The organism is Rhodospirillales bacterium, assembly GCA_016872535.1.
Classification (GTDB): Bacteria; Pseudomonadota; Alphaproteobacteria; order Rhodospirillales; family 2-12-FULL-67-15; genus 2-12-FULL-67-15.
The window spans coordinates 44,062-50,396 of record VGZQ01000009.1; the positions used below are offsets into that span (position 1 = coordinate 44,062).

Annotated in this window: 5 protein-coding genes; 2 read left to right on the forward strand and 3 right to left on the reverse strand. The window is 65.8% G+C overall.

From position 1 onward, the window contains the following. The first annotated feature begins 88 nt into the window (after positions 1 to 88). Both FJ311_03385 and FJ311_03390 read left to right on the forward strand, forming a co-directional pair. On the forward strand, positions 89 to 442 hold the full coding sequence (locus FJ311_03385; GenBank protein MBM3950477.1) for a hypothetical protein: 354 nt from the start codon (positions 89 to 91) through the stop codon (positions 440 to 442). A 109-nt stretch (positions 443 to 551) separates the two neighbouring features. Then, positions 552 to 1,085, forward strand: coding sequence for a protein phosphatase CheZ (locus FJ311_03390; protein ID MBM3950478.1), 534 nt, complete (start codon positions 552 to 554; stop codon positions 1,083 to 1,085). Positions 1,086 to 1,106: 21 nt separating this feature from the next. Here FJ311_03390 and FJ311_03395 read toward each other — a convergent pair whose 3' ends face one another. Genes FJ311_03395 through alaS form a run of 3 tightly spaced genes read right to left on the reverse strand, consistent with a single transcriptional unit; the run spans position 1,107 to position 5,826 of the window. Further along, positions 1,107 to 2,294: a VWA domain-containing protein gene (locus FJ311_03395; protein MBM3950479.1), complete on the reverse strand. Its 1,188-nt coding sequence runs from the start codon at positions 2,292 to 2,294 to the stop codon at positions 1,107 to 1,109. A gap of 8 nt (positions 2,295 to 2,302) precedes the next feature. Next, positions 2,303 to 3,157 carry a MoxR family ATPase gene (locus tag FJ311_03400; GenBank protein ID MBM3950480.1) on the reverse strand — a complete coding sequence of 285 codons (855 nt, stop codon included), beginning with the start codon at positions 3,155 to 3,157 and terminating at the stop codon, positions 2,303 to 2,305. A 2-nt stretch (positions 3,158 to 3,159) separates the two neighbouring features. Beyond that, the gene (gene alaS, locus FJ311_03405; protein ID MBM3950481.1) at positions 3,160 to 5,826 is read right to left on the reverse strand and encodes an alanine--tRNA ligase; all 2,667 of its coding nucleotides are present in this window, start codon (positions 5,824 to 5,826) and stop codon (positions 3,160 to 3,162) included. Positions 5,827 to 6,335: the final 509 nt, after the last annotated feature.

The window sequence follows — 6,335 nt, forward strand, 5'->3', positions numbered from 1 at the left end:
CGGCAAGACCGGCCCGAATTCGAACGTGCGTTAACTCCTTCTTAACCATAAGCTGCAACGATCCGGTCGCCGAAACCGGGAGGCGCGCGTGTTCGAATTCGTGTCCAAGGCTCTGCTTACCCTCGTGCTGGACAAGCGCGCGCGCGAGACTCTCGACGCGGCGAAAAAAAGCGCGCCGCCCGCCCCGCCGTCGACCGGCGCGCCTCAAAAACCCGCGACCGGACCCGCGTCGCCGCCGGCGATGACCGAGGCCCGGCGGGAATTGATCCGCAGCGCGCTCGCGGTGCAGCGCTCCAAGCAGCACGTCTTCGACGATCTGAGCGAGGACGCCAAGGCCAAGCTCCTCATCACCGCCGTCAAGGCGTTCGGGATTCCGCCCGACCAAATCGAACGCGAACTGCGCCGCCCGCGCCGCAACTCGGACCCCGGCCGCAAGCATTAACAGCGCAATTTCTTCCCCGATTAGGGAAACTCCCGCATTTGACAAAGCCGACCGGCCCACCCAACATCGGGCCGCCAGCACCCCAGCAGGGCCGCGCCCGGGAGAGGCGATGACCAGCGACGCCGAAATCAAGGTCCTCAAAAGCGAACTCACGGGCCTGTTTCACTACATCCAGCGGGTGCGCCAGGAAATCGCCGCGCTCTACAAGCCGGCCGACGACGAGCACCGCTTCGCCAGCATGTCCGAACAGCTCGACGCCATCGTCAAGGCGACCGCCGACGCGACCAACACCATCATGTCGGCGATGGAGGAAAACGAGCAGATCGTCGCCGAGGTCAAGAAGGCGATCGCCGACAAGGCGCTGGCCGCCAAGCTCGACAAGATCGCCGACAACGCGGCGGCGGTGTTCGAGGCGTGCTCATTCCAGGACATCACCGGCCAGCGCATCGGCAAGGTCGCTAAATCCCTCGGCTACGTGGAAAAGCACGTCAATGTCTTGATCGATACCTGGGGCCGGGGCGAGGTCGAGAAAACCGAAGTCAAGCCGGACCAGGAAAAGACCGCCGATGAGCAGCTGCTGCACGGCCCGCAGCTCGAGGGCAAGGGCGTCACCCAGGACGAAATCGACAAGCTGTTTCAGTAGCCCGCGCGTTCGCCGGTCCTATTAGCGCGCGAGTTCGCGCATGGCGCGATCGAGCCCTTCGAGGGTGGTCGGGTACATGCGCCCGCCCATGATCCGCCGGACCAAGCCGATTGACGCGGTCGATCCCCACCACTGCGGCGCGACCGGATTGAGCCAGACGGCGTGCGGATAGGCGTCGAGCAGGCGCTGCATCCACACCGCGCCCGGCTCCTCGTTCCAATGTTCGACGCTGCCGCCGGGATGGGTGATCTCGTAGGGGCTCATGGACGCGTCGCCGACGACCAGGACCCGGTAGTCGTCGGAAAAGGTGCGCAACACCTCGGCGGTCGCGACCGTCTCGGCGTGGCGGCGGCGGTTGTCCTTCCACACCCGCTCGTAGAGGAAGTTGTGGAAGTAGAAGTATTCGAGATGCTTGAATTCCGAGCGCGCCGCCGAGAACAGCTCCTCCATCACCCGCACGTGCGGGTCCATCGAGCCGCCGATGTCGAGAAAGAGCAGCACCTTGACCGCGTTGTGCCGCTCCGGCACCAGGCGCACGTCGAGCCAGCCCTTGCGCGCGGTCGAGCGAATGGTATCGGGCAAATCCAGTTCCAGGTGCGCGCCCTCGCGCGCGAAACGCCGGAGCCGGCGGAGCGCGATCTTGATGTTGCGCACGCCGATCTCGACCTGGTCGTCGAGGTTCCGGAATTCGCGCTTGTCCCAGACCTTGACCGCGCGGTGGTGGCGGTTTTCGTGCTGGCCGATGCGCACACCTTCCGGGTTGTAGCCATAGGCGCCGAACGGCGAGGTGCCGCCGGTGCCGATCCATTTGCTGCCGCCCTGGTGGCGGCCTTGTTGCTCGGCGAGGCGTTTCCTCAGCGTTTCCATCAGCTTGTCGAACCCGCCCAAGGACTTGATCAGGGCCTTTTCCTCGTCGGTCAGCACGCGCTCGGCGATCTTGCGCAGCCATTCCTCGGGAATTTCGGCGACCAGCGACGGGGCGCCCGGCCCGGTCGCGCCTTCCAGGCCTTTGAACACCTGGCCGAAGACGCGGTCGAACTTGTCGAGGTTGCGTTCGTCCTTCACCAGCGCGGCGCGCGCGAGGAAATAGAAATCCTCGACCGAATAGCCGGCGACGTTGCGATCCATCGCCTCCATCAGCGTCAGGTATTCGCGCAAACTGACCGGCACCTTGGCCGCGCGCAACTCGAAGAAGAACCCCGCGAACACGGGCGGCCTCAGCGTTCTTCCCGCCGGTTGATGAAGGCGAGGCGCTCGAACAGCTGCACGTCCTGCTCGTTCTTCAGGAGCGCGCCGTGCAGGGGCGGGATCAGCGTGCGCCGGTCGGCGGCGCGCAGCGCCTCGGGCGGAATCTCCTCGGCCAGCAGCAGCTTGATCCAGTCGAGCAGCTCCGAGGTCGAAGGGCGCTTCTTCAGGCCCGGCACCTCGCGCACCTCGTAGAACAGGGTGAGCGCTTCCCGCACCAGGCGCTTCTGGATGCCGGGGAAATGCACGTCGACGATCCGCGTCATGGTGTCGCGGTCGGGGAAGCTGATGTAGTGGAAGAAACAGCGGCGCAGGAACGCGTCGGGCAGTTCCTTCTCGTTGTTGGAGGTGATGACCACCACCGGGCGGGCGCGGGCGCGCACCGTTTCGTCGGTTTCGTAGACGTGGAATTCCATGCGGTCGAGTTCGAGCAGCAGGTCGTTGGGAAACTCGATGTCGGCCTTGTCGATTTCGTCGATCAGCAGCACCGGGCGCTTGTCCGAGGTGAAGGCGTGCCAGAGCTTGCCCTTGAGGATGTAGTTGCGGATGTCGTGCACGCGCGCGTCGCCGAGCTGGGAATCGCGCAGCCGCGCGACCGCGTCGTATTCATAAAGCCCATGCTGGGCCTTGGTGGTGGACTTGATGTGCCAGGCGATCAGCGGCGCGCCGAGCGCCTTGGCAATTTCGTGCGCGAGTACGGTCTTGCCGGTGCCGGGTTCGCCCTTGACCAGGAGCGGCCGTTCCAACGCGACGGCGGCGTTGACCGCGACGCGCAAGTCCTCGGTCGCGATGAAGGTGTCGGTGCCCTCGAAGCGCTTGCGGTCCATCGTCACCCTCCGCCCGCGAGCGCGCTTTCGATCGCCTTGAGGGCGTCGGGCGCCTTGGCGCCGTCGGGCCCGCCGGCCTGGGCCATGTCGGGCCGCCCGCCGCCGCCCTTGCCGCCGAGCGCGGCGGCGCCGGCGCGGACCAGGTCGACCGCGCTCACCTTCGCCGCCATGTCCTCGGTCACGCCGACCACCAGCGAGGCGCGTCCCTCCTCGACCGAAACCAGGGCGACCACGCCGGACTTGATGTTCTTCTTGATGATGTCGGCCATCGGCTTCAGGTCCTTGGCCGGCACCCCTTCCAACAGGCGCGGCACGAAGCGCACGCCCTTGATGTCCTTCGCTTCCGCCGCGCCGCCGCCGGTGCCGCCGGTCGCGAGCTTCTGGCGGGTTTCGGCGAGTTCGCGCTCCAGCTTGCGGCGCTCGTCGATCAGCGCCGCGATGCGCGCGGGCACCTCGCCCGGCTGCACTTTCAGCGAGTCGGCGGCTTCGCGCAGCAGTGTTTCCTGCGCGCGGAAGTAATCGGCGGCGGCGGCACCCGCCACCGCCTCGATCCGGCGCACGCCGGCGCCGACCGCGCTTTCGCCGACCACATGCAGCAAGCCGATGTCGCCGGTGCGCCTGACGTGGGTGCCGCCGCACAGCTCGACCGAAAACGGATGGGCCGGATCCTTGTCCCGTCCCGCCCCCATCGACACCACCCGCACCTCGCTGCCGTATTTTTCGCCGAAGAGCGCCATGGCGCCCGCCTTGACCGCTTCTTCCGGGTCCATCAGGCGCGTGACCACCGCTTCGTTGAGGCGGATCTGGCGGTTGACGTCGGCCTCCACGTCGGCGAGTTCGTCGGCGGCGAGCGCTTTCGGGTGGCTGATGTCGAAACGGAGCCGGTCGGGGGCGACCAGCGAGCCTTTTTGCGTCACATGCGCGCCGAGGCGGCGGCGCAGCGCTTCGTGCAGCAGATGGGTCGCCGAATGGTGCGCGCGCAAGCCCCCGCGGCGGTCTGCATTAACCGCCAACGTTACCTCATCCCCAACGCGTAAAGCTCCCCAGTTTCCACTAACGGTTCCTATATGCGCATGTAGATCACCGGCTTTCTTTTGAGTATCCGTGACTTGAAACGTCACACCGTCATCGGTCGACATCCATCCAGTGTCGCCCATCTGGCCGCCGGATTCGGCGTAAAAAGGTGTCTGGTTGACGACGACAACTGCCTCTTCGCCTGTCTTAACCTCGGTTACGGGTGCACCGTTTTTAACTATGGCAACAATCTTGGCTTTGGCCGCCTCGGTCGCGTAGCCGAGAAATTCGGAGGCGCCCACGTCGTCGCGCACCTGGAACCAGACCTGTTCGGTCGCGGCCTCGCCCGAGCCGGCCCAGGCCTTGCGCGCCTCGGCGCGCTGGCGCTCCATCGCCGCCTGGAAGCCGGCCTCGTCGACGCCGAGGCCGCGCGATTTCAGCGCGTCCTGGGTGAGATCGAGGGGAAAGCCGTAGGTGTCGTAGAGCCGGAACGCGGTTTCGCCGTCGAGCTTGGCGCCCTGCGCCATCTTCCCCGTTGCCTCGTCGAGCAGCTTGAGGCCGCGCTCGAGGGTGCGGCGAAAGCGGGTTTCCTCCAGCTTCAGCGCCTCGGTCATCAGGGCCTCGGCGCGCTCCAACTCCGGATAGGCGACGCCCATCTGCGCCACCAGCGCCGGCACCAGGCGGTGCATGAGGGGTTCCGTGCAGCCGATCAGGTGGGCGTGGCGCATGGCCCGGCGCATGATCCGGCGGAGCACGTAGCCGCGCCCTTCGTTGGAGGGCAGCACGCCGTCGGCGATCAGGAAGCACGACGCGCGCAAATGATCGGCGATGACCCGGTGCGAGATGGCGTGCGGGCCGTCCGGTTCGGTGGCCGAGGCGCGGGCCGATTCCTCGATCAGCGCGCGCATGAGGTCGATGGCGTAGTTGTCGTGGGTGCCCTGCATCACCGCGGCGATGCGCTCCAACCCCATGCCGGTGTCGACCGAGGGCTTGGGCAGGTTCCGGCGCGTCTGGGCGTCGACCTGCTCGAACTGCATGAAGACCAGATTCCAGATTTCGATGAAGCGGTCGCCGTCGGCGTCCGGCGTGCCGGGCGGGCCGCCCGGGATGTGGGGGCCGTGGTCGTAGAAGATTTCGGTGCAGGGCCCGCACGGCCCGGTTTCGCCCATGGACCAGAAGTTGTCGGAGGTCGGGATGCGGATGATCTTGGCGTCGGGAAGCCCGGCGACTTTCCGCCAATGGCCGGCGGCTTCCTCGTCGGTGGTGTGGACGGTGACCAAAAGGCGATCGACCGGCAGGCCGAATTCCTTGGTCACCAGATTCCAGGCGAGTTCGATCGCCACGTCCTTGAAATAGTCGCCGAACGAGAAGTTGCCGAGCATCTCGAAGAAGGTGTGGTGGCGCGCGGTGTGGCCGACGTTTTCGAGGTCGTTGTGCTTGCCGCCCGCGCGCACGCACTTCTGCGCGGTGGTGGCGCGCGAATACGGCCGCGCCTCGAGACCGGTGAAGACGTTCTTGAACTGGACCATGCCCGAGTTCGCGAACATCAGCGTCGGGTCGTTGCGCGGCACGAGCGGCGACGATTCCACGATCCGGTGGCCGTGGCGGGCGAAGTAGTCGAGGAAGGCGCGGCGGATGTCGTTGACGCTTTGCATGGGATCGACTTTAGAACCTCGACGGCCGGAATCCAAAGCCCGGCAAGGGCTTGCGAACTAAGGAGCCTGCCGGGATTTTACCGGGGTCAGGGGTTTTAGCGCCCGGGGATGGGGCGTGTCCAGGCGGGCGGGGGCGAGGCCCCGACATTGGCCCAGATTTTTCGCCGCTAAAGAGTTACTCTCAAGGGTATTACTGGCGTTGATACAATTCGAACCGGCATATCTGACCTATAGTAACGCTTACTGAGCGTTTCCAGTCCCTAAACTCCTTGTGAAGTGGCCTGGGTTACAGAGCGATGATCTCTCTCTATGTCGGGATCACAGACTGGGGTTGGTATCAGTACCTTTCCCAAAGGCCAGACCTTGCCGAGGTCAATTTCTGGCAGCCGGGCTGACCTGAGCCCCGAGTTTCATCCAGCGATGGGTAGAGCCCGTTCTGCATTTGAGCCCATCTGGCTCGGTGGTGCAACGGGATGGGGCGCGGAGCCCCCAAGGAGCTCAAGCGTCCC

Coding starts and splice junctions, on each gene's coding strand:
- FJ311_03390 (MBM3950478.1), top strand. CDS start 552: ATGACCAGCGACGCCGAAATCAAGGTCCTCAAAAGCGAACTCACGGGC.
- FJ311_03400 (MBM3950480.1), bottom strand. CDS start 3,157: ATGGACCGCAAGCGCTTCGAGGGCACCGACACCTTCATCGCGACCGAG.
- alaS (MBM3950481.1), bottom strand. CDS start 5,826: ATGCAAAGCGTCAACGACATCCGCCGCGCCTTCCTCGACTACTTCGCC.